The sequence below is a fragment of the Rhizobium sp. RU36D genome (genome assembly GCF_900176345.1).
In the GTDB taxonomy this organism is placed as follows: Bacteria; Pseudomonadota; Alphaproteobacteria; order Rhizobiales; family Rhizobiaceae; genus Allorhizobium.
In genome coordinates this window covers 1-21,026 of sequence record NZ_FWXU01000037.1, presented here as the reverse complement: position 1 = coordinate 21,026, position 21,026 = coordinate 1, and the positions used below count along the sequence as shown (strand labels likewise).

General features: G+C 61.9%; 20 protein-coding genes, 2 tRNA genes and 1 riboswitch. Of the genes, 13 read left to right on the top strand and 9 right to left on the bottom strand.

Translation table 11 applies throughout. From position 1 onward, the window contains the following. Positions 1–106 precede the first annotated feature (106 nt). Complete coding sequence (locus B9A97_RS27330; protein ID WP_143530743.1) at positions 107–529, top strand: hypothetical protein; 423 nt, start codon at positions 107–109, stop codon at positions 527–529. Positions 530–562: 33 nt separating this feature from the next. Here the strand turns inward: B9A97_RS27330 and B9A97_RS27325 are convergent. The 3 genes from B9A97_RS27325 to B9A97_RS27315 form a co-directional block, all read right to left on the bottom strand. Further along, positions 563–638 (bottom strand) — tRNA-Thr (locus B9A97_RS27325). 106 nt (positions 639–744) lie between these two features. Beyond that, complete coding sequence (locus B9A97_RS27320; protein ID WP_084368999.1) at positions 745–1,803, bottom strand: DUF1176 domain-containing protein; 1,059 nt, start codon at positions 1,801–1,803, stop codon at positions 745–747. A 66-nt stretch (positions 1,804–1,869) separates the two neighbouring features. Next, on the bottom strand, positions 1,870–2,829 hold the full coding sequence (locus B9A97_RS27315; RefSeq protein ID WP_084368998.1) for an NAD(P)H-dependent flavin oxidoreductase: 960 nt from the start codon (positions 2,827–2,829) through the stop codon (positions 1,870–1,872). 313 nt (positions 2,830–3,142) lie between these two features. Here B9A97_RS27315 and B9A97_RS27310 point away from each other — a divergent pair, with 313 nt between their 5' ends. Beyond that, a complete protein-coding gene (locus B9A97_RS27310) occupies positions 3,143–4,351 on the top strand; it encodes a RodZ family helix-turn-helix domain-containing protein (protein ID WP_084368997.1) in 1,209 nt (402 codons plus the stop codon). Positions 4,352–4,391: 40 nt separating this feature from the next. On the opposite strand, the gene ppk2 is transcribed toward B9A97_RS27310, so the two are convergent. After that, a complete protein-coding gene (ppk2, locus tag B9A97_RS27305) occupies positions 4,392–5,276 on the bottom strand; it encodes a polyphosphate kinase 2 (RefSeq protein ID WP_084368996.1) in 885 nt (294 codons plus the stop codon). Positions 5,277–5,497: 221 nt separating this feature from the next. Here ppk2 and phoR point away from each other — a divergent pair, with 221 nt between their 5' ends. The 7 genes from phoR to phoB all read left to right on the top strand — a co-directional run bounded on the left by phoR (position 5,498) and on the right by phoB (position 13,174). Continuing rightward, a complete protein-coding gene (phoR, locus tag B9A97_RS27300; RefSeq protein WP_348532430.1) occupies positions 5,498–6,754 on the top strand; it encodes a phosphate regulon sensor histidine kinase PhoR in 1,257 nt (418 codons plus the stop codon). Between the two features lie 196 nt (positions 6,755–6,950). Further along, on the top strand, positions 6,951–7,994 hold the full coding sequence (locus B9A97_RS27295; protein ID WP_084368995.1) for a substrate-binding domain-containing protein: 1,044 nt from the start codon (positions 6,951–6,953) through the stop codon (positions 7,992–7,994). 68 nt (positions 7,995–8,062) lie between these two features. Further along, a complete protein-coding gene (gene pstC, locus B9A97_RS27290) occupies positions 8,063–9,523 on the top strand; it encodes a phosphate ABC transporter permease subunit PstC (protein ID WP_084368994.1) in 1,461 nt (486 codons plus the stop codon). Continuing rightward, positions 9,520–10,872 carry a phosphate ABC transporter permease PstA gene (pstA, locus tag B9A97_RS27285; RefSeq protein ID WP_084368993.1) on the top strand — a complete coding sequence of 451 codons (1,353 nt, stop codon included), beginning with the start codon at positions 9,520–9,522 and terminating at the stop codon, positions 10,870–10,872. The genes pstC and pstA overlap by 4 nt, the downstream gene beginning before the upstream one ends. A 37-nt stretch (positions 10,873–10,909) precedes the next feature. Further along, on the top strand, positions 10,910–11,701 hold the full coding sequence (gene pstB / locus B9A97_RS27280; protein ID WP_244564379.1) for a phosphate ABC transporter ATP-binding protein PstB: 792 nt from the start codon (positions 10,910–10,912) through the stop codon (positions 11,699–11,701). A 43-nt stretch (positions 11,702–11,744) separates the two neighbouring features. Continuing rightward, positions 11,745–12,458, top strand: coding sequence for a phosphate signaling complex protein PhoU (gene phoU, locus B9A97_RS27275; RefSeq protein ID WP_084368991.1), 714 nt, complete (start codon positions 11,745–11,747; stop codon positions 12,456–12,458). 32 nt (positions 12,459–12,490) lie between these two features. Then, positions 12,491–13,174 (top strand): phosphate regulon transcriptional regulator PhoB, encoded by a 684-nt coding sequence (phoB, locus tag B9A97_RS27270; RefSeq protein WP_084368990.1) that lies wholly within the window; start codon positions 12,491–12,493, stop codon positions 13,172–13,174. An 85-nt stretch (positions 13,175–13,259) separates the two neighbouring features. Here the strand turns inward: phoB and B9A97_RS27265 are convergent. Together B9A97_RS27265 and B9A97_RS27260 are read right to left on the bottom strand one after the other, a co-directional pair. Then, positions 13,260–13,333 (bottom strand) — tRNA-Gly (locus tag B9A97_RS27265). Between the two features lie 76 nt (positions 13,334–13,409). Beyond that, positions 13,410–14,507 (bottom strand): 2'-deoxycytidine 5'-triphosphate deaminase, encoded by a 1,098-nt coding sequence (locus tag B9A97_RS27260; RefSeq protein ID WP_084368989.1) that lies wholly within the window; start codon positions 14,505–14,507, stop codon positions 13,410–13,412. 72 nt (positions 14,508–14,579) lie between these two features. After that, positions 14,580–14,658: riboswitch (SAM riboswitch) on the top strand. Positions 14,659–14,706: 48 nt separating this feature from the next. Between B9A97_RS27260 and B9A97_RS27255 the strand changes: the two genes are divergently transcribed. Both B9A97_RS27255 and apaG read left to right on the top strand, forming a co-directional pair. Then, positions 14,707–15,891, top strand: coding sequence for an O-succinylhomoserine sulfhydrylase (locus B9A97_RS27255; RefSeq protein ID WP_084368988.1), 1,185 nt, complete (start codon positions 14,707–14,709; stop codon positions 15,889–15,891). Between the two features lie 248 nt (positions 15,892–16,139). Beyond that, positions 16,140–16,532 (top strand): Co2+/Mg2+ efflux protein ApaG, encoded by a 393-nt coding sequence (apaG, locus tag B9A97_RS27250; protein WP_084368987.1) that lies wholly within the window; start codon positions 16,140–16,142, stop codon positions 16,530–16,532. Positions 16,533–16,545: 13 nt separating this feature from the next. Here the strand turns inward: apaG and B9A97_RS27245 are convergent, their stop codons facing one another. From B9A97_RS27245 to B9A97_RS27235, 3 genes are all read right to left on the bottom strand, one after another. Continuing rightward, positions 16,546–17,535: an Hsp33 family molecular chaperone gene (locus B9A97_RS27245; protein WP_084368986.1), complete on the bottom strand. Its 990-nt coding sequence runs from the start codon at positions 17,533–17,535 to the stop codon at positions 16,546–16,548. Between the two features lie 119 nt (positions 17,536–17,654). Further along, positions 17,655–18,572 carry an ornithine carbamoyltransferase gene (argF, locus tag B9A97_RS27240; protein WP_084368985.1) on the bottom strand — a complete coding sequence of 306 codons (918 nt, stop codon included), beginning with the start codon at positions 18,570–18,572 and terminating at the stop codon, positions 17,655–17,657. 51 nt (positions 18,573–18,623) lie between these two features. Then, positions 18,624–19,820, bottom strand: coding sequence for an aspartate aminotransferase family protein (locus B9A97_RS27235; protein WP_084368984.1), 1,197 nt, complete (start codon positions 19,818–19,820; stop codon positions 18,624–18,626). On the opposite strand from B9A97_RS27235, the gene B9A97_RS29605 reads away from it, so the two are divergent. Both B9A97_RS29605 and B9A97_RS27230 read left to right on the top strand, forming a co-directional pair. Next, entirely contained in the window at positions 19,819–20,052 is a 234-nt protein-coding gene (locus B9A97_RS29605; protein WP_143530742.1) for a hypothetical protein, read from the top strand. The genes B9A97_RS27235 and B9A97_RS29605 overlap by 2 nt on opposite strands. 172 nt (positions 20,053–20,224) lie before the next feature. After that, a complete protein-coding gene (locus tag B9A97_RS27230; protein WP_084369011.1) occupies positions 20,225–20,779 on the top strand; it encodes a GcrA family cell cycle regulator in 555 nt (184 codons plus the stop codon). The last annotated feature ends 247 nt before the right edge of the window (positions 20,780–21,026 follow it).

Here is a 21,026-nt window from a genome sequence, read left to right as displayed (position 1 = left end):
GGCAGGGACCGCTCTCGTTGCTGTAGCGCATTTCCGCTTTCGGCCGAATGGCAAAATGCTCTATCTCTATGTTTTGACAAGGTTGCGGGGGAGAGATTTCGGCTTGATGGCATGCAGGAAATCCTGGAAATCGATGGCAGTCGGCGTGGTCGCGATGCTCGCAAGCATGGGCACGGCCGGCGCGGAGGACACCCCGCCGGGCAATGGCAGCGGGCGGTTTTGCGGGCAGGCGATATCCGGCGGCGAGATCGTGCCCGTGGAAACCCATCTCGACCTGCAACCCGATGGCAAGCTCGCTGGCACCTACCAGTTCCGTGACCGGGGAGAATGGATCAAGGGGACGCTCACCGAAGTGACGCCGACGATCAGCATGACCAAGACGCTTGTCTGGGCCGACAAATTCGGGGTGGGTTGGCTGACTATTACCTTCGATCCGGACTTCGGCGGCTTCGACGGGCAATGGGGCGTGCAGATCGGCGCCAACGGCCTGCCATGGAATGGCGACCTCTGCGACAATGCCACGAGCTAGCGTAGGTTGATGTCGGGCATTGCTCGGGAAAAATGGTGCCGCTTGCAGGACTCGAACCTGCGACCCCATCATTACGAATGATGTGCTCTACCACCTGAGCTAAAGCGGCCTCTGCGAAGCGGGCGTGCCCGCCGCGAGTGATGTGGGCTGATACAGGCATTGCCCGGTGATTTCAAGACGGATTTATGCGCCGGAAGGATATTTTCCATCGCGGATTACTCGCGGGGCCAGACCTGCGGCCAGTTCTCGATATCGGTTGACGCATTCTCGTCCACCTCTTCCGGGCAGTCGCGCACCCTTTCCTCGGTCAGAACCAGGGAGGTATCGGCAGCGCCGGTGGAGAGTTTCCAAGTGCTGTAGGTGCCGCAATCGCCGATGCCGCGACCCTTGAAAAATGCCGCGAATGTGCCTGCCTTGTCGTCATAGGCCAGATTGTAGGCAACCTCCATCGTGCTCGGGCCACCCTCTGCCATGGTCGGAAAGACCAGGGGCTTGATGGAACCAAAGCTTTCGAGGAACACGGCATAAGGCAGGTTATAGGGTCCGCCCATGCCGCAGGGCGTGACATAGAGCGTTCGGTCCTTGTCCAGCCTATGCGCCAGGGCATTGCCTTCAAGCATGGACTCGTCGGTCTCCGCACACAGGCCATCATCCTTGAAGGCCGCCTGTATCTCTTGCGGGAAATCTGCTAGGGATGCCATGTCGCTGAGTTCAGGCTCCGGGTTCGGCGGCTTGTTGCCCTTGGCCGTGAGGGCATCGGTATGGCCGACGCGGTTCTGGAATTCATCAATGAACAGCAGGCTGGCGGCGGCTCCCGCAAGCTGGATCTCGCCCTTGACCCTGGTCTTGCCGCGAAACAGCTCGACCTGAAGCTTCGTGCCGTTGCGGATGGCGGTCACCAAGCCGTTTCCGATGAAATCGCCTGAGAGCGTCGCCGACCAACCGCCTTCGCCAAGCGCGATACCGGCAGCGCCAACCTGCACGGCAGCGCTGCCATCAACCGACAAGCTGGCGCCGAGATCGCCGGTCGCCTCCCCGAGCACTCCCTCCGACATGGAGACCGCGAAAGAAACGGGCGCCTGCGGCTTGGCGCTTCGCTTCAGCTCAAAGCCGCTGATGGCGCTGCCCGCCATGAACTGACGCATGTCGCAGGCGCGGGTCTGGCTGCAATTGACCTGCCATGACTTGAATTCCTTGAACGCGCCATCCTGGGCCAGGAGGGGCGCCGCCGAGGCGGCAAGGACGAACGACACGACGAGGCTGAAATGGCGCATGATACCGACAAAGCTCCTGGCTGACGCGATCCCGTGAGGTGCATCATTGCTCTATCAGGATGGGCCTTAGCCGCAAATCGCCTTTTTTGCGCTCTTATATTCGGCCTCCAGGCGGTCAACCAGGACAGAAACGGGACCCACCGACTTGACGGCGCCGACGCCCTGCCCCGCACCCCAGATATCCTTCCAGGCCTTGGCGCCCGTCGTGGCCTTGTCGAAATCCATCTTGGAGGGATCAGCGACCGGAAGATTGTCCGGATCCATGCCGGCGGCTACGATCGAGGACTTCAGGTAATTGCCGTGAATGCCGGTGAAGAAGTTGGAATAGACGATGTCATTGGCATGGGCGGCAACGATGGCCTGCTTGTATTCGTCCGTTGCCCGCGCCTCGTCGGTGGCGATGAAAGGCGATCCGATATAGGCCATGTCGGCCCCCATGGCCTGCGCGGCGAGGATGCCGCCGCCTGTTGCGATGGCGCCGGCCAGCAGCAGCGGACCGTCGAACCATTCGCGGATTTCCTGCACCAATGCGAAGGGCGACAGCGTGCCGGCATGGCCGCCTGCGCCTGTCGCGACCGCGATGAGGCCATCGGCGCCCTTGCGGATGGCGGAATTGGCGTGGCGGTTGTTGATGACATCATGCAGCACGATGCCGCCATAGGAATGCACGGCGGCATTGACCTCCGGCACGGCGCCGAGCGACGAAATGACGATCGGCACCTTGTATTTGACGCACATCATGAGATCGTGCTCCAGCCGCTTGTTGGAGGTGTGCACGATCTGGTTGACGGCGAAGGGGGCTGCCGGACAATCGGGATTGGCGGCGTTGTGGGCAGCGAGGTCTTCGGTGATCATGGCCAGCCATTCATCCAGCTGGCTTTCCGGGCGGGCATTCAAGGCCGGGAAGGAGCCGACGACACCTGCCTTGCATTGCGCAAGTGTGAGCGCGGGATGGGAAATGATGAACAGCGGGGATGCCACCACGGGCAGCCGAAGATTGTTCGTCAGGACCGGCGGCAGAGCCATTGGAAACCTCATTTTTTTGACGTTTACGGAAACGTCAAAATCCTAGCAGAAGCTTCGGCGAAGGAAAAGAGGGCGGAGCGGCATTTCCGACCGAGGGTGCTTACATCCCGTTGTTGCGCCGCCGTAATCCCGTGGTATTCGCGGCCCTGGCCGCCGCGACCTCTTGCGATTTGACAGGTGACCGGCTACCGAATCCAATAGACATCGGTATCGACGCGATGTCTCGGCTGCGGAAGCTGAAGAGTGGTGCCATGCAACCGGCGCAACGGCCGGCGACAAGCCGAAGCTGCAGCGGCGAGGTGAAGGACCTGACGTGAACGGATTGGAAACCGCCATAAAAAGCGCGCTTGCGCGCTCCGACCGCACGAATGCGGAGATGCGGGCGCGCATCTATCAATCCGCACGGCAGGCCCTGGAAACCGGCCTGCGCAAGCAGAACATCAACGATCCGCAAATCCTGGCCGAACAGCGGCACCGGCTTGAAGTGCTGATCCATTCGATCGAACAGCAGGAACGGGCGGACCTCGCCGCCGCTGCCGCCATGTCCTCATCCGATCTGTCGCTCGATATGCGCGGCGAACGCCGGGAGCCGGCGATGGATATCCCGGCCGAGGTGGCGCCGCCACGGCGATCCGCACCAACCGAGCCGGCGGCAGAACTGGGCGGTTTGCGGGCCGAGCGTGGCGGAGCACCGGCCAACGCATCCCCGGCGGATGCCGGCCTTGGGTCGATGCGCGCCGAACGGGACGACTGGCTGACCGGCAACGAGCGCCCGGTGGCGCAGCCAGCGGGCAGCGGCAAGGCCGCCAAAGAGACCGATACGCCACTCGACATCAGGCCGGAAAAGGTTGTTCGCCAGCGTAAGCCGCGCCGGCGGTGGTTCTCGCGACTATTCATCCTGCTCACCTTTCTGGCGGCGATCGGCACCGGTGCCTGGTGGGTCTACAGCACCGGCCTGACGATGACGGCGGAGGAACGCGATACCAGCGTGCCCAATCCACCGCCGCGCGCCGAGGCAGAGGACTTCAGCGAGGGGCCGGCGGTCACGCCGCTCGATCCGCAGCAAAATTTCTCGGCCGACTGGGTTCCGGTGTTCGAACCGGCACAGGCCTCGGAAATCCGCGCACGGGCGAATGCCTCGGTCGAAACGGTGGCGGCGAGCGATGGCAATGCGGTTCGCATCACCTCCCGCAGCCGCGATGCCGGTGGCGAGATCGAGATCGCCGTCCCCGTCAGCGTCATGCGGGAAATGGCGGGCAAGACCTCCACGATCGCGCTGACCATGCAGGCCGCAGGCGACAAGCCGGTGCAGATTTCGGTCGATTGCGACCTGAACCTCCTGGGCAAGTGCGCGCGGCACCGCTTCACTGTCAATCCGGAAAAATCGGATGTGCTGCTGCGCGTCGGCTTCGACCAGGCCATGGCGCCGGCCAATCCGGGCAAGCTGATCATCAATGGTGATGTCGCGGGTGCCGGGCACCCGGTCAATCTTTATTCCGTCCGCATCCTACCGGGTCAGTGAGACGTCTCACCGCCCGGGCAGTCGAACCTCGGAAGATGGGTTATCTCTTGAGGATCTTCGGGCCTTTGCCGAGGATCTTGTCGTCGGTCTTGCCGATGACCTTCTCGTCCTTGCCCTCGTAATCCAGCGCACGGAGCATGTGCCTGATGACGTTGAGGCGGGCACGGCGCTTGTCATTGGCACGAACCACCGTCCACGGCGCATGATCGGTATGGGTCTTGTCGAACATGCGGTCACGCTTCTCGGTATAATCGTCCCACTTATTGAGCGCGGCGATATCCATGGGTGACAGTTTCCACACCTTCAGCGGATCGTGCCGCCGGTCATGGAACCGCTCCAGCTGCATCTCGCGACCGATATCCAGCCAGAACTTGAAGAAGTAGATGCCGTCGTCGACGATAAGCTTTTCGAAATCCGGAACCTGCCGCAGGAACTGGCTATATTGTTCCGGTGTGCAGAAGCCCATGACCGGCTCCACACCGGCGCGGTTATACCAGGAGCGGTCGAACAGAACGAATTCGCCGGCTGCCGGGAAATGGTTGATGTAGCGCTGGAAATACCATTGGCCGCGCTCGGTCTCCGTCGGCTTGGTCAAGGCGACGACGCGGGCGCTGCGCGGGTTCATATAGGCCAGCGTGGCATGGATGGTGCCGCCCTTGCCGGCCGCATCGCGCCCTTCGAACAGCGCCATCACCCGCTTGCCGGTCGCCTGCAGCCAGAACTGTACCTTCACCAGCTCGATCTGCAACTGCTCCAACTGCTTTTCATAATCATCCGACTTCAGCTTGTCAGGATAGGGAAAATCGCCTGATTCCAGCGCCTTGTCATCGATCCAGGCCGGCAGCTTGGGGTCGTCGATGTCGAAACGGCGCTTCTGGCCGCCTATCTCGATCTCGACGCTGCGATCTTCAGGCGTATCGGCCATGTTCCCATCCTTCTGTTGTTGCGGTGGCAAGCGCCCGCACCGCAGAGAACATAAAACTGCAGATGAATTCAAGCACCTGCTGATATCCACGGGCTGGCGATGCCGGGGAGTTTATCCACCGGCAAGATGGATCAGCGGGAATATATCTGTCATGAAATGCGGCTAAGAGGCAAAGATTGCGCGCGGGGGCGAGAGTTGGCGAGGACGCGGTGAAGAGCAAGATGACATTCTGGCGGCGGCTGGAGGCACGGGCACGCATGGGCTGGCCGCTGGCCCTGGGGCTGCTTGCCGCCTTCGCCACGGCTGCCCTCCTGGGGGGTGCCGACAGCGTACTATTTGTCGCCTTCTGCGGCGTGGCGCTCCTGCTGGTGCTGGCCCGCCGCAGGTATACGCCGCCGCGTCCCGTGAAGCTGGAAACTCCTTCGCAGGCGGCCGCCGGTTTTCCGACGGATGCGGTTCGCCCGGTGCTCACCGCCACGCTTGGGGCCCTTGACCTGCCGGTCGTCGCCTTTACTGCGGATGCCAATGTCGTGATGCAGAACCGGGCGGCGGAACGGGCCTTCGGCGCCATTGAGGCCGGCTCGCATGTCTCGGCCCGCTGGCGCTCCCCCGGTATTCTCGACATGATCCGCGAGACCATTGCCACCGACGAGCCGAACCAGATCGAGCATTCGGAGCGGCTGCCATCCGAACGGGTGTTTATCGTGCGGTCGGCGCCACTCAATCTCGGGCCTGACCTGGAGGCGGCGGGGCGCTTCTATCTTCTCTCGTTCAAGGACATCTCGGAACTGCGCCGCATTGACCGCATGCGCTCCGATTTCGTGGCCAATGCCAGCCATGAGCTGCGCACGCCACTCGCCTCGTTGCGTGGCTTCATCGAAACTATGCAGGGGCCGGCGCGCTCCGACCCCAAAGCGCAGGAGCGCTTCCTGGCGATCATGCTGGACCAGGCGAACCGGATGAGCCGCTTAGTCGATGACCTCTTGTCGCTTTCGCGGCTGGAGACGCGATCCCACATCGCGCCGGACCAGCTTGTCGATCTCGTGCCGCTGATCGGCCATGTCCGGGATTCGCTGGCGCCGCTGGCGCGCGAGCTCGATGTCGAGATGCGCCTGCACCTGCCCGAAGGACGGGTGGATGTGGTGGGCGAGCGGGACGAACTGGTGCAGGTGTTCGAGAACCTGATCGAGAATGCCTGCAAATATGGCCAGGAAGGAAAGGCCGTCGATGTCTATATCGACAGCGGCGCCGACAGAGCGACCGAGGTGCGCGTGTTGGATTACGGCCCCGGCATTCCCGCCGAGCATGTGCCGCGGCTGACCGAACGCTTCTACCGGGTCAGCGTGACCGACAGCCGCTCGAAAAAGGGCACCGGGCTCGGCCTGGCGATCGTCAAGCATATCCTGACCCGGCACCGGGCACGCCTGCTTGTGCGGTCCGAGCAGGGCAAGGGAACGGAGTTTACAGTCCGTTTTTGACATAAAAGTGCCATCCGGGATTACGGTCCTGATCTATGTCATTGATTTAAATGACTTTCATCTGTCACAAATGTTTCATCGATCTGACATAAAAGCACAGTGCTAGAGCGGCTAAGAACGAGATGTCGCTCGGATGAGGCGGCGGACAGGGTCTGCGGTCGCATCGTTACACGAGCCCATCAACGGGAGAATCCAAATGAACGTTTTGAAAATCGCGGCAGCCGCCCTCGTGGCCTCTGTTGCCTTCACCGGCGCCGCTGTTGCCCGCGACCAGATCCAGATCGCAGGCTCCTCCACCGTGCTGCCCTATGCCTCGATCGTCGCTGAAGCCTTCGGCGAAAACACCGATTTCGCGACCCCGGTCGTTGAGTCCGGCGGTTCTGGCGCCGGCCGCAAGAAGCTCTGCGAGGGCGTGGGCGAAAACACCATCGACATCGCGAACTCTTCCTCGCGCATCAGCCAGGCTGACATCGACCTCTGCGCCACCAATGGCGTCAAGGACATCCAGGAAGTCCGTATCGGCTATGACGGCATCGTCTTCGCTTCGGACATCAGCGGCCCCGAATATGCCTTCACCCCCTCGGACTGGCACAATGCTCTGGCTGCCAAGGTCCTGAAGGATGGCAAGCTGATCGACAACCCGTACAAGGCCTGGAACGAAATCCGCGCCGACCTGCCGGCCCAGCCGATCCTCGCCTTCATCCCGGGCACCAAGCACGGCACCCGCGAAGTCTTCGACCAGAAGGTCATCGAAGCTGGTTGCGCCAAGAACGGCGCACATGAAGCCCATATGGCCGCTGCAAACGGCGACAAGGCTGCTGCCACCAAGGCTTGCATGCAGCTGCGCACCGATGGCGTCTCTGTCGACATCGACGGCGACTACACCGAAACGCTCGCCCGCGTTGCTGCCAACAAGAACGGCATCGGCGTCTTCGGCCTGTCCTTCTACCAGAACAACACCGACAAGCTGCGCGTCGGCACGATGAACGGCGTCGTTCCGTCCGTCGAGACCATTGCCAAGGGCGAATATCCGGTTTCGCGTCCGCTGTACTTCTACGTGAAGAACGCACACCTGGACGTCATCCCCGGCCTGCAGGAATATGTTGAGTTCTTCGTCTCTGACGACATGGCCGGCCCGAACGGCCCGCTCGCAGCCTACGGCCTTGTTTCCGATCCGGAGCTTGCCAAGACCCAGGCCGCCGTCAAGGCCCGCACCCCGATGGGTCCGCTGAAGAAGTAATCACCAATGCCTGGCGGCGCGGTCCTCGCGCCGCCAGTTTTCATTTGTTTTGAGGGGATGCGGGCAAGATGAGTGTAGGCATCATTATCCTGATTGTTTTAGGTCTTGCGGCAGTTGGTTTCATAATGGGCAGACAGCGTGCCCGGTCTCTGTGGACGGATAACGGCGTCAAGCTGCACTCCCTTCCCGGCTACTATGGCCAGACGGTCGCTCTGTTCACGGCCGTGCCGGCGCTGATCCTGCTGACGGCCTGGCTTTCCATTCAACCCGGCATCATCGAAGGCCGCATCAGCGGCATGATCCCCGACAGTGTCGTGCCCGAAGGCGGCGCGCACAGCCTTGTCATGGCCGATGTCCGCCGGATTGCCGGTGGACTGGATGCCGTGATCGCCCGCGGCGGTGTCGGTGAGGATGAACTCAACGACGGCCGTATCGATTTCAACAATATTCGGGCACGCCTTGCTGATGTTGGGATCGCGCTCGGCGGCGACGTGCCGGTCGAGGTTTTCGAGGCCGCGAGAGCCTACCGGCAGGCAGCCAATACCAGCAATCTTCTGATGACGATTGCGGTGCTTGCAGTGGCACTGGTTCTCGGTCCGCTTGCATATCGCCGCATCCGTCCGGAACTGCGCGCCCGCAACATGAGCGAAAGCTTCGTGAAGTGGGTGCTGATGGGGTCCTCACTGGTAGCCATCCTGACGACGGTGGGGATCGTCGGCTCGCTGGTGTTCGAGACGATCGCGTTCTTCGGCATGTATCCGTGGCAGGATTTCTTCCTGTCCACCACCTGGAACCCGCAGTTCCGCGGCGGATCGGACCTCGGCATCCTGCCGCTGCTGTGGGGCACCTTCTACGTCTCGCTGATCTCCTTGATCGTCGCTGTTCCCCTGGGCCTGATGATCGCGGTCTACCTGTCCGAATATGCCGGACCGAAGACCCGCAGCATCGTCAAGCCGGCCATCGAAGTGCTGGCCGGCATTCCGACGATCGTTTACGGTTTGTTCGCCCTGATCACGGTCGGCCCCTTCCTGCGCGACTGGCTGGCCCAGCCGCTCGGCCTCGGGACCTCCTCCTCCTCGGTACTGACCGCCGGTCTCGTCATGGGCATCATGATCATCCCCTTCGTCAGCTCGCTGTCGGATGACATCATCAACGCCGTGCCCCAGGCGCTGCGTGACGGCTCCTATGGCCTGGGTGCCACCCAGTCGGAGACCATCAAGCAGGTGGTCCTGCCGGCCGCCCTGCCCGGCATCGTCGGTGCCGTGCTGCTGGCTGCCTCCCGCGCCATCGGCGAAACCATGATCGTGGTTTTGGGTGCCGGTGCTGCGGCAAAGCTCGACCTCAACCCCTTCGAGGCGATGACGACGGTCACCGTGAAGATCGTCAGCCAGCTGACGGGCGACACGGAATTCTCCAGCCCCGAAACGCTGGTCGCCTTCGCGCTCGGCCTCACCCTCTTCGTCATTACGCTTGGGCTCAACGTGCTGGCCCTCTACATCGTGCGCAAATACCGGGAGCAGTACGAATGACCGACGTCTCCGTGTTCACCAATGTCGCCGGCCTACAGGGCAAATCGCTGCTGGCGCCGGATGAGCGGACCCGCCGCCGCAACGCGGCAGAGGCAAGGTTCCGCCTCATGGGCAAGCTCGCCGTTGCCATCGGCATTCTCGCCCTGATCGGCTTGCTGCTGTCCATTCTGTCGAACGGCGTCTCGTCCTTCCGCCAGACCTATATCACGCTCAATGTGTTCCTCGATCCCGCCGTGCTCGACAAGGCAGGGGACCGCAAGCTGGAAAACATCTCCAAGGTCTCGACCTTCGGATACGTGCCGCTGATCGAAAGGTCCCTGGCAGAGGCAATGGCCGCCAAGGGCGTGACGGCAGAGGGCATGAATGCCAAGGCCGCCGCGGAGCTGATCTCCAAGGAATCCCCGGCCGACCTGCGCCGGCTAGTTCTGGCCGATCCCTCGGTCATTGGCACCACCCAGAGCTTCGACCTCTTGGCATCAGGCCGTATCGACGGCTACTACAAGGGTCGGGTGACGATGGAGAGCGCCGCTCTCGACCGCAATACCTCGCCTGAACAGTTGATGCTGGCGGACAAGCTGAAGGAAGCCGGCATCCTGACGACCCGCTTCAACTGGTCGTTCTTCACCGCCCCCGACGCCTCCGACACCCGGCCGGAAGCCTCCGGTCTCGGCGTGGCGATCATCGGCTCGGCCTATATGATGCTGATCGTGTTTGCCCTGTCGCTGCCGCTCGGCGTTGCCGCCTCGATCTACCTGGAGGAGTTCGCTCCCCAGAACCGCTTTACCGACCTGATCGAAGTCAACATCGCCAACCTGGCCGCCGTTCCCTCGATCGTGTTCGGTATCCTCGGTCTTGCGGTGCTGATCAACTTCTTCGGCCTGCCGCAGTCCGCGCCGATCGTCGGTGGCCTCGTGCTGACCCTGATGACGCTGCCGACCATCATCATTGCCACACGCGCCGCATTCAAGGCCGTGCCGCCTTCGATCCGCGATGCAGCACTTGGCGTCGGCGCCTCGAAGATGCAGTCGATCTTCCACCACGTGCTGCCGCTCGCCATGCCGGGCATCCTGACCGGCACAATCATCGGCCTTGCCCGTGCGCTCGGCGAAACCGCCCCGCTGCTCCTGATCGGCATGGTGGCCTTCGTGCGCGAATATCCGGCCGGACCTCCGGACGGGCTTTTCGACCCGGCGTCTGCCCTGCCCGTCCAAGTCTATAACTGGACCCAGCGCGGCGATCCGGCCTTCGTGGAACGGGCCTCCGGTGCGATTATCGTGCTGCTGGTGTTCCTGATCCTGATGAACCTCGTTGCAATCATTCTCCGCCGCCGCTTCGAGCGTCGCTGGTAAAAGGAGCCAAGTGATGAACAATATGTCCACGAGCACAATGTCCATGACGCCGACGAAGGCTGCAGTAATGAACGAAACCAAGATTTCCGCCCGCGACGTTCAGGTCTATTATGGCGACAAACACGCCATTATCGATGTGAATATCGAGATCCGTCCCCGCACCGTGACCGCCTTCATCGGCCCGTCGGGCTGCGGCAAGTCGACCTTCCTGCGCTGCATCAACCGCATGAACGACACGATTTCGAGCTGCCGCGTGGAAGGCCATATCTCGATCGACGGCGAAAACATCTACGACCCTAAGGTCGATCCGGTGCAACTGCGCGCCAAGGTCGGCATGGTGTTCCAGAAGCCGAACCCCTTCCCGAAGTCGATCTATGAAAACGTGGCCTATGGCCCGCGCATTCATGGCCTGGCCCGCACCAAGGCTGACCTCGACGAGATCGTGAGTTTGGCCCTGCAGAAGGCAGGCCTCTGGAACGAAGTGAAGGACCGCCTGGACGCGCCCGGCACCGGCCTTTCCGGCGGTCAGCAGCAGCGCCTCTGCATCGCCCGCGCCGTCGCCGTCAGCCCCGAGGTTATCCTGATGGACGAGCCCTGCTCGGCACTCGACCCGATCGCGACCGCCAAGGTCGAGGAACTGATCCATGAACTCCGGACCAACTACACGATCGTCATCGTGACCCACTCGATGCAGCAGGCGGCGCGCGTTTCGCAGCGTACCGCGATGTTCCACCTGGGCCACCTGGTAGAAGAGAACGACACCGACAAGATGTTCACCAATCCAGACGACCAGCGCACGCAGGACTACATCATGGGTCGCTTCGGCTGACCGGTCGCATTTGCTGTCGTCCCTCTTTTCAGGAAGCTAAAACATGTCTTCTTCCCATATCCTGTCGGCCTTTGACGACGAACTGAAGTATCTGATGCGCCGGATTTCCGAAATGGGCGGCCTGGCCGAACAGATGGTGTCCGACTCCATGCGGGCGCTGGTCGGCACCGACGCAGCACTCGCCCAGAAGGTCATCTCCGATGACGTGATCATGGACGCCATGGAACGCGAAATCGGCGACAAGGCGATCATCACCATCGCCCGCCGCCAGCCTGTTGCCGCAGACCTGCGCGAGATCATCGGCGCGCTGCGCATCGCCAGCGACCTGGAGCGCGTCGGCGATCTCGGCAAGAGCAATGCCAAGCGCGTGATGGCTGTGCAGGGCACCGGCATTCCGCGCAAGCTCGCCCGCGGCATCGAACATCTCTCCGACCTCGCGCTGCTGCAGCTCAAGGAAGTGCTGGATGTCTATTCCTCACGCTCGGCGGAAAAGGCCAAGTCGATCCGCGACCGCGACGAGGAGATCGATGCGATCTACACCTCGCTGTTCCGCGAACTCCTGACCTACATGATGGAAGATCCGCGCAACATCACCACCTGCACGCATCTCCTGTTCTGCGCCAAGAACATCGAGCGCATCGGCGACCATGCCACCAATATCGCCGAAACGATCTACTACATGGCCACGGGCGCCCAGCCGGAAGGCGAGCGACCCAAGGATGACACCACCGCCAATCTTGGAGCCGTTGCCGAATAACGGCCCGGCGGTGCGAAGGGATAGCCAAGCAGATGCTGCCGAAAATTGCTGTCGTAGAAGACGAGGAAGCACTGAGCGTGCTTCTTCGCTACAATCTCGAAGCCGAAGGCTATGAAGTCGAGACCATCCTGAGGGGTGACGAAGCCGAGATCCGGCTTCAGGAGCGCACGCCCGACCTGCTGATCCTCGACTGGATGCTGCCCGGCGTTTCCGGCATCGAATTGTGCCGCCGGCTGCGCATGCGTCCGGAAACCGAGCGCCTGCCGATCATCATGCTGACGGCACGCGGCGAGGAAAGCGAACGGGTGCGCGGGCTTGCGACCGGGGCCGACGACTATGTCGTCAAGCCGTTTTCTACGCCTGAACTGATGGCACGCGTGAAGGCCATGCTGCGCCGTGCCCGCCCCGAAGTGCTGTCCAGCGTCCTGCGTTGCGGAGACATCGAACTCGACCGAGAGACGCATCGGGTGCATCGCAAGAGCCGCGAAGTGCGGCTCGGACCGACCGAGTTCCGCCTGCTGGAATTCCTGATGTCCTCTCCGGGCCGGGTCTTTTCGCGCTCGCAACTGCTCGACGGCGTCTGGGGCCACGACATCTATGTGGACGAGCGCACCGTGGACGTGCATGTCGGTCGCCTGCGCAAGGCGCTCAACTTCTCCAACATGCAGGACGTCATCCGCACCGTCAGGGGCGCCGGTTATTCGATGGAAGCGTGACGTTCCGCTGCATGGTATGACATCAGAGCCTGCCTCGATATTTCGAGGCGGGCTTTTTTATCATAGCGGTTTCATGCAGGAAAATTGGAGCGGGTGAAGGGAATCGAACCCTCGTATTCAGCTTGGGAAGCTGCTGCTCTACCATTGAGCTACACCCGCGCGCGACGGCATGCATCGGACAGAACGCGGCGTGTGTCAAGCGTCAAAGAATGGCGCTGAGGTCACGTCGCTGCGATCAGGCTGGGCGGAAATGCTTTGAGAGTTTCAGGCCCTGGGCCTGGTAGTTGGAGCCAAGGCCACTGCCGTAGAGGCCTTCCGGGCGCTCCTGCATGTGCTCGTAGACGAGGCGGCCGATCACCTGGCCGTGCTCCAGGATGAACGGCACTTCGTGGCTGCGGACTTCGAGAACGGCCTTGCTACCGGCCCCGCCTGCCTCGACATGGCCGAAACCGGGATCGAAGAAGCCAGCGTAGTGCACGCGGAACTCACCTACCAACGGATCATAGGGCGTCATTTCCGCAGCATAGAGCGGCGGAACATGCACGGCCTCGTTTGACACGAGGATGTAGAACTCGTCGGGATCAAGGATCAGTTCGTCGCGACCGCGACTGTAGAGCGGTTCCCAGAAGTCGAGGACGTCATGGGCCGCCTTGCGGTCGACATCGATCACCGAGGTGTGGTGCTTGCCGCGATAACCGATCAGCCCATCGCTGCCAGACCCTTTCAGGTCGATCGACAGCGCAATGCCGCCGCCCGAGACATTCGGCATTTCACTCGCCACCAGCGTCTCGGCCTTGTGAAGATCCATCAGTTCGGCCTCGGCGAGAACCGCATGGCCGGTGCGGAAGCGGATCTGCGACAGGCGAGACCCGCGGCGCACGATGATCGGAAATGTGCGGGGCGAGATTTCCAGGTAGAGCGGCCCGCGATAGCCCGCCGGAACCTTGTCGAATTCCTGGGCGTAATCGACCATCACCCGGGTGAAGATATCCAGCCGGCCGGTCGAGCTCTTCGGATTGGCGGAGGCGGAGATGTCGGCCGGCAGATCCAGGCTTTCCATCAGCGGCACGATGTAGACGCAGCCCGTCTCCAGCACGGCACCTTGGGTCAGATCGATCTCATGCAGCGTGAGCCGCGACAGCTTTTCAGCCACAGTATGGGCGCGGCCCGGCATGAAGCTGGCGCGTACACGGATGGCTTTGGCGCCGAGCCTGAGGTCGAGGCTTGCCGGCTGGATCTGGTCCGCATCGAGCATGGCCTGACTGAAAAGCCGTCCCGAACCGAACAACGCTCCGATGGCGCGGTCCGCCAAAATGCCCGATTTACTGCTCATCTCGCCCATCCTGTTTGGCCCGACAAAATCAAATGGCGGGAATTGACGCAAGGCCGCGACAAGCGTAATGGAGCATTATCCCGTGGTGATTTGGCCGGTCGGCTTGCAGCCACGTTAAACAAATGGCTAAAAAGACCGGGTTGCTGTCAAACCGGTCTGCTTTTGCGACCGGTTTTTTGTTTGCGAAAGGCAAGATGGCATGAGCAAGAACTGGCGCCCGGCAACCCAATTGGTCCATGGTGGCACCCTTCGCTCGCAATACGGCGAAACTTCCGAAGCGATCTATCTGACACAGGGCTTCGTCTACGAGAATTCGGAAGCCGCTGAAGCGCGCTTCAAGGGCGAGACCGACGGCTTCATTTACGCCCGCTACGGCAGCCCCACCAATGACATGTTCGAAAAGCGCATGTGCATGCTGGAAGGCGCGGAAGATGCGCGCGCGACCGCGTCGGGCATGGCTGCCGTCTCCGCTGCCATTCTCTGCCAGTTGAAGGCCGGCGACCATATCGTCGCCGCGCGCGCGCTGTTTGGCTCCTGCCGCTGGGTAGTGGAGACGCTGGCACCGAAATACGGCATCGAATGCACGCTGGTCGACGGCCGCTATCTGGAGAACTGGGAAAAGGCGATCCGCCCGAACACCAAGGTTTTCTTCTTGGAAAGCCCGACCAATCCGACGCTCGAGGTGGTCGATATCGCCGGTGTCGCCAAGCTTGCCAACCAGATCGGCGGCAAGGTCGTGGTCGACAACGTATTCGCCACGCCGCTCTTCCAGAAGCCGCTGGAACTGGGTGCTCATATCGTCGTCTATTCCGCGACCAAGCACATCGACGGCCAGGGCCGCTGCCTCGGCGGCGTGGTTCTGTCTGACAAGGCGTGGATCGACGAAAACCTGCATGACTACTTCCGTCATACCGGCCCGGCCATGTCGCCGTTCAATGCCTGGACGCTGCTGAAGGGCATCGAAACCCTGCCGTTGCGGGTGGCCCAGCAGACCAAAAGTGCCGCCCGCGTCGCCGACTTCCTGGCCGATAGCGGCAAGGTGGCCAAGGTGATTTATCCCGGCCGTGCCGACCACCCGCAGGCCGATATCGTGGCCCGCCAGATGAAGGGCGGATCGACGCTTGTCGCCTTTGAGCTGAAGGGCGGCAAGGAGGCTGCATTCGCTTTCCAGAACGCCCTCGATGTGGTGAAGATCTCCAACAATCTGGGCGATGCCAAGAGCCTGATCACGCACCCGGCCACGACCACCCACAAGAACCTGACGGACGAAGCTCGTGCGGAACTGGGCATGTCCGGTGGTACGCTGCGCCTGTCCTGCGGCATCGAGGATACCGATGACCTGATCGAGGATCTGGATCGGGCGCTTGAGGCGATCCAGGCCTGAGTGAGGGCTGAGGCTTCGCGGCACGTCATGACTTCAGGAACCGCCGACGGCAAAATCGTCGGCGGCTCCCCTATTCCTGCCGCTTTTCTTGACGAAAAGCCTTTCCTATACAATATGAAGCGTCGGCGCCTTTGAGAAACGACAGAATTTCTTGACGAAGGCGTGCGATAAAACAAAGACCTAATGCGCGATTGGCGGGTGCCGACAGGGATGGCGCGCCTTAGGCGTTTGTTGAGAAGGCTTGATTCATGTATCGCGCATTGACCCGAGACATAGAGGTCATCGTCGAGCCCTTTTATCTGGAGGAGCAATCCGATCCGGAGGACGGACGCTATGTCTGGGGCTACAAAATCGTCATCGCCAACCATTCGAAAGTCGCGGTGCGGCTGACGCAGCGCTATTGGCACATCACGGACCAGAATGGTCAGGTGGACGAGGTCAGCGGGCCGGGCGTGGTCGGGGAGCAACCCCGCCTGAAGCCCGGCGACAGCTATGAATATTCTTCCGGCTGCCCGCTAGACACGCCATCCGGCATGATGTTCGGCCATTACCAGATGGAGACCGACGATGGCCACGTGTTCAACGTCGCCATCCCCGCCTTCTCGCTGGATTCACCCGGCCTCGCCCGTATCCTGAACTGATACTCGGAACCGATCAGGCCGCGAGAATTTCCTCGGCCTGATATTTGTAGGTGGTCGAGCAGAACTCGCAGGTGACGGAAATCGCATCGTCTTCCTCGCTCGCCTCGATCTCGTCTTTCGAAAAGCCCTGCAGCACGCCCTTGATCTTGTCGCGCGAGCAGCTGCAGCGGTCAAAGACCGCCTGGGGCGGATAGACCCGGACGCCGCGCTCGTGGAACAGCCGAAACAGCAGCCGTTCCGTGCCAATGGCCGGATCGGTCAGTTCGTCCGCGTCGATCGTGTCCACCAGCATCCGGGCTTCGGTCCAGGCGTCATCCTCGCTATGGGTCGCCTCGCCCGTATCGCCATCGCCGCCATGCAGGTCCTGCTGGCGCATGCGCTCCGGCGCCTCCGGCAGGAACTGGGCGATCAGGCCACCGGCACGCCAGGAATGACGCGGCTTGCCGTCTTCATCGCGATCGTAAAGCTCGGCCGCACCCAGGCGCACACGCGTCGGAATCTGCTCCGACTGGCGGAAATAGACGCCGGCGATATCCTCCAGCGACGTGCCGTCGAGCGGGACGATGCCCTGATAGGGCTGCATGAAATTGCCCTGGTCGATGGTGAAGGCAAGGATGCCCGTGCCCAGCAACTGCTCGGGGCTGATATGCCCTTCGGCAACGGCTGCGGCCAGCGCCTCCTCATTGAAGCGTGCATAGGCCCGCACGTTTTCCGGTGTGGCAAAATCCACCACCAGGAGATCGACGGGACCGTCGCTCTTGGTCTGCAGGACGAACTTGCCTTCGAATTTCAGAGAAGTGCCGATCAGGACCGTCAGCGCGATCGCCTCGGCCAGAAGCCGGGCGACGGGCGCGGGATAATCATGTCGGGCCAATATCGTGTTGACCAGGGGGCCGAGCTGGACCGCGCGACCGCGCACATCCATGCCTTCCACCTGAAAGGGTACAACCTTGTCGTCTCCGGCGAAGTCGAATTCGCCAAGCCCCGGGGCCTTGTCTGCCATTGTGATTACTCCTGGCGCTCAGAGCGCTCGATCTTTTTGGGGCTGGCACCCCTGTTGCTCCCACAAATGGTGAGACTTGGCGAAAAGGTCAAGCTGTCAGGGCACCCTGCAGCGGGCTGTCACACCGCGCCGAGGCACCAGGCGAGGATCGACTTCTGCGCATGCAGCCGGTTTTCCGCCTCGTCAAACACCACGGATTGCGGGCCGTCGATCACCTCGTCGGTAACCTCTTCCCCGCGATGGGCCGGCAGGCAATGCAGGAAAAGCGCGTCGTTCTTGGCCTTGGCCATCAGCTGCGCATTGACCTGGAAGGGCTGGAAGACATTGTGGCCGCGCGCCTTGTGCTCCTGGTTCATCGAGATCCAGGTATCGGTGACCACGGCATCAGCGCCGGCAACCGCGCGTTCCGCATCATGGCAGAGCATGATCTCGCCGCCGTTGTTACGCGCCCAGTTCAGATACTTGTCATCCGGCTCCGAGCCCAGCGGCACGGCCATGTTCATGCGATAGCCGAAGCGAGCCGCACCCTCGACCAGCGAGTGCAGCACATTGTTTCCGTCACCCGTCCAGGCAATCGTCTTGCCTTTGATCGGTCCGCGATGCTCCTCGAAGGTCATGATATCGGCCATGATCTGGCAGGGATGGGTGGAATCCGTCAGTGCGTTGATGACCGGCACTGTCGCATGCTCCGCCATCTCCAGGAGGCGTGTGTGGTCCGTCGTGCGGATCATGATGGCATCGACATAGCGCGACAGGACCTTGGCGGTGTCGCCAATGGTCTCAGCCCGGCCGAGCTGCATTTCGGTGCCCGACAGGAACAGGGTTTCGCCGCCCAGCTGGCGCATGCCGACATCGAAGGACACGCGGGTGCGGGTGGAAGGCTTTTCGAAGATCATCGCCAGCATCTTGCCGGCCAGCGGCTTGTCGGCCGTGCCGGCTTTGGTGGCCGTCTTGCGCGTGAGCGCATCGTCGAGAATCCTGCGAAGGTCCGGCGCTGACATGGCCGAGAGATCAAGGAAGTGCTTGGGGGATGCCATGGTTCTATCCATCGAAGGCGCCGAGCGGTCGCCTCAATTGCAAACTGGCCCTCAGGCCGACTTCTTCAGCTCCGCGCCCTTGAGCTTGGCGGCAGCATTCTCGATACGTCGCAGGCCCTCGCGCGCTTCTTCGGCCGTCACCGTCAACGGGGGCAGCAGGCGCACGACGTTGTCGCCCGCGGGCACGCCGAGGATGTGTTCATCGCGCATGGCAACGACGAGATCTCCCGCCGGCACCTTGGCCTTGATGCCCAGCATCAGGCCTTCGCCACGGATTTCCTCGATGACTTCGGGATAGCGATCCTGGAGGGCTGCTAGGCCCTGGCGGAAGACGAGCGACACGTCGCTGACATTCTGCAGGAAACCATCCGCCAGCACGACATCCAGCACGGCATTGCCGCATGCCATGGCCAGCGGGTTGCCGCCATAGGTCGTGCCGTGGATGCCGGGCTTCATGCCGGACGCTGCCTCTGCCGTGGCGAGGCACGCGCCGAAGGGGAAGCCCCCGCCGATACCCTTGGCGACCGCCATGATATCAGGCGTGATGCCGGTCCATTCATGGGCGAAGAACTTGCCGGTGCGTCCGACGCCGGACTGCACTTCGTCAAGGATCAGCAACAGGCCCTTTTCGTCGCAGATGCGGCGCAGTTCACGCAGGAATTCGTTGGGCACGGTGCGGATGCCGCCCTCGCCCTGGATCGGCTCGATCAGCAGGGCCCCGGTGTTTTCGTTGATCGCCGCATTCAGCGCAGCGAGATCGCCGAAAGGCACCTGGTCAAAGCCCTGCGCCTTGGGCCCAAAGCCTTCCATATACTTTTCCTGGCCGCCTGCCGCGATGGTGGCGATGGTGCGGCCGTGAAAGGCGCCTTCGAAAGTGATGATATGGAATTTCTCTGGATGGCCCTTGGAGAAATGGTAGCGGCGCGCCGTCTTGATGGCACATTCCAGCGCCTCAGCGCCGGAATTGGTAAAGAACACCTTGTCGGCGAAGGTAGCATCGACCAGCCGGCGGGCCAGGCGCTCCTGCTCGGGAATTTCATAGAGGTTCGACAGGTGCCAGACCTTCTCGGCCTGGGACTTCAACGCCTCGACCAGATGGGGATTTGCATGGCCGCAGGATGTGACGGCAACGCCAGCGCCGAAGTCGAGATATCGCTCGCCGCTTTCCGTCACGAGCCAGACGCCCTCGCCGCGAACAAAGCGCAGCGGGGCCCGGGAAAACGTGTCGAAAAGCGCAGCCTCTGCCATGGCGACATCACTCCTTGGGCAATCATCACAGGTTGAACCGGACAAGCCGGCCGGAAAAATCAAAAAGCCGCCCTTGCGGCGGCTGATGCACTATTCCCATTTCGCGGCGGGCTGTCAACAAAACAGCGCTCGATCTGTTGTTTTTCATGGCTTTGAGCAGATTTTGATGGCCCAAAATGCCCGATTCGAAAAGCAGCAAGTTGGGGAAAACCCGGAAATCGATTCCCGATGATTCCGGCGACTCTTGTCAGGGAGTCAGCCTCACACTAGGTTAATATCCGATTACTAGACTGCATGCGGCGGAACTAGTCACCTGAAATATCGAGGCGGGTTTTGTTTCGGATCGCTCCGAAACAATGGTGATGGATTCGGCCATCACAGATGCGAGCGGCGGAGATGATGGCATGAACTGGACTGATGAGCGAGTCGAAAAACTCAAAAGGCTTTGGTCTGAAGGATTGAGCGCGAGCCAGATCGCAGCACAACTGGGCGGCGTCAGCCGAAACGCCGTGATCGGCAAGGTTCACCGGCTGAACCTTCCTGGCCGCGCCAAGGCCGGTGGCAGCACGGCGCCGGCGCGCACACCGAAGCGTCCGGCAGCAACGCCGCAGCGTCCCGCAAACACCTTTACGTCCCGCGTTGCGACCACGGCGACACGCCCGGCAGCGCGCGCCAATGGCGCTGCTGCGCTGAAGGAAGAGATCGATCACGATGAGATGCAGTCTGTCGAGCTGGTGCCGGTATCGCGCAGCAATGTCGTTGTTCCGATCTCGCGAAAGCTGCTTCTGACGGAACTCACAGAGCGGACCTGCAAGTGGCCGATCGGCGACCCGATGGCCGACGACTTCCACTTCTGCGGCTGCGAATCCGCCGATACGTCGCCCTATTGCGCCTATCATGCCAAGCTGGCTTACCAGCCTGTCACGGAGCGCCGCCGCGCGGCCGCCCGCCAGGGCTGATCACTTCGCATCAGACATCGCGACTTACGACAACAGCCCGGGATGACCGGGCTGTCTGCGTGATGACAAGGCGTATACGCTCCTCGGGTCATCCTCGGCCTTGAGCCGAGGATCCTTTTTTTTCAAAGAGTTATGGATGGTCGGGTCAAGCCCACTGCTGTCCGGTTTAAATTTGGTGGACATGGCGCACGGTGTTGATTCTACTTGTGTTCGAGCGTTTGGCGACGATCTCGGACACGAAAGGGGA

Excerpts from the sequence above, each read along its gene's own strand:
- B9A97_RS27315 (WP_084368998.1), bottom strand. The coding sequence starts at position 2,829 with ATGGCTCTGCCGCCGGTCCTGACGAACAATCTTCGGCTGCCCGTGGTG.
- B9A97_RS27255 (WP_084368988.1), top strand. The coding sequence starts at position 14,707 with ATGAGCAAGAACTGGCGCCCGGCAACCCAATTGGTCCATGGTGGCACC.
- argF (WP_084368985.1), bottom strand. The coding sequence starts at position 18,572 with ATGGCATCCCCCAAGCACTTCCTTGATCTCTCGGCCATGTCAGCGCCG.
- pstA (WP_084368993.1), top strand. The coding sequence starts at position 9,520 with ATGACCGACGTCTCCGTGTTCACCAATGTCGCCGGCCTACAGGGCAAA.
- B9A97_RS27230 (WP_084369011.1), top strand. The coding sequence starts at position 20,225 with ATGAACTGGACTGATGAGCGAGTCGAAAAACTCAAAAGGCTTTGGTCT.
- B9A97_RS27330 (WP_143530743.1), top strand. The coding sequence starts at position 107 with ATGGCATGCAGGAAATCCTGGAAATCGATGGCAGTCGGCGTGGTCGCG.
- pstB (WP_244564379.1), top strand. The coding sequence starts at position 10,910 with ATGTCCATGACGCCGACGAAGGCTGCAGTAATGAACGAAACCAAGATT.
- pstC (WP_084368994.1), top strand. The coding sequence starts at position 8,063 with ATGAGTGTAGGCATCATTATCCTGATTGTTTTAGGTCTTGCGGCAGTT.
- B9A97_RS27235 (WP_084368984.1), bottom strand. The coding sequence starts at position 19,820 with ATGGCAGAGGCTGCGCTTTTCGACACGTTTTCCCGGGCCCCGCTGCGC.
- phoB (WP_084368990.1), top strand. The coding sequence starts at position 12,491 with ATGCTGCCGAAAATTGCTGTCGTAGAAGACGAGGAAGCACTGAGCGTG.
- B9A97_RS29605 (WP_143530742.1), top strand. The coding sequence starts at position 19,819 with ATGGCGACATCACTCCTTGGGCAATCATCACAGGTTGAACCGGACAAG.
- apaG (WP_084368987.1), top strand. The coding sequence starts at position 16,140 with ATGTATCGCGCATTGACCCGAGACATAGAGGTCATCGTCGAGCCCTTT.
- B9A97_RS27295 (WP_084368995.1), top strand. The coding sequence starts at position 6,951 with ATGAACGTTTTGAAAATCGCGGCAGCCGCCCTCGTGGCCTCTGTTGCC.
- B9A97_RS27245 (WP_084368986.1), bottom strand. The coding sequence starts at position 17,535 with ATGGCAGACAAGGCCCCGGGGCTTGGCGAATTCGACTTCGCCGGAGAC.
- B9A97_RS27260 (WP_084368989.1), bottom strand. The coding sequence starts at position 14,507 with ATGAGCAGTAAATCGGGCATTTTGGCGGACCGCGCCATCGGAGCGTTG.
- phoR (WP_348532430.1), top strand. The coding sequence starts at position 5,498 with ATGACATTCTGGCGGCGGCTGGAGGCACGGGCACGCATGGGCTGGCCG.
- B9A97_RS27320 (WP_084368999.1), bottom strand. The coding sequence starts at position 1,803 with ATGCGCCATTTCAGCCTCGTCGTGTCGTTCGTCCTTGCCGCCTCGGCG.
- phoU (WP_084368991.1), top strand. The coding sequence starts at position 11,745 with ATGTCTTCTTCCCATATCCTGTCGGCCTTTGACGACGAACTGAAGTAT.
- ppk2 (WP_084368996.1), bottom strand. The coding sequence starts at position 5,276 with ATGGCCGATACGCCTGAAGATCGCAGCGTCGAGATCGAGATAGGCGGC.